Origin of the sequence: Paenarthrobacter nitroguajacolicus, assembly GCF_007786235.1 — a bacterium.
GTDB lineage: Bacteria > Actinomycetota > Actinomycetes > Actinomycetales > Micrococcaceae > Arthrobacter > Arthrobacter nitroguajacolicus_A.
Genome location: NZ_VNFK01000098.1, coordinates 1 through 518 on the forward strand (window position 1 = coordinate 1; position 518 = coordinate 518).

General features: G+C 44.2%; 1 protein-coding gene. It reads left to right on the forward strand.

Annotated features, from left to right (window positions below):
• Window positions 1–147: 147 nt before the first annotated feature.
• Window positions 148–518 (forward strand): FAD-dependent oxidoreductase (locus FQP90_RS23155; RefSeq protein WP_144653454.1); only part of this gene is annotated, 371 nt, incomplete at its 3' end.

The window sequence follows — 518 nt, forward strand, 5'->3', positions numbered from 1 at the left end:
GGAGACATACAACATACCAAATATTATTTTTTCGATAACACTGCGTGATCCCACCGACTCTCTGATGCCCTTTTCATGTACCCAAGAACAGAATCAGTTAAAATCTCGCTAAAGCAATGTTAATCAAATATAACAAGGAAGATATCTATGCCGCACTCCAACCACTTTGATGTAATCGTAATTGGTAGTGGCCCCGGAGGAGAAGGGGCAGCGATGGGATTAACCAAAGCCGGGTTGAACGTTGCAATCATTGAAAAAGAGAGCAGTGTTGGTGGTGGTTGTACACACTGGGGAACCAGTCCTTCAAAAGCACTTCGCCAGGCCGTAAGGCGTATCATTGAATTCAACAGTAATCCGCTGTTTTGTCAGAACAACAAAAGCATTCACTCGACCTTCTCCAATATTTTGGGGCATGCTAAATCAGTCATCGACAAACAGACTCGATTGCGTCAAGGCTTCTACGACCGTAACCAGTGCACATTGGTATTTGGTACGGCGCGTTTTATCGATACTAACAC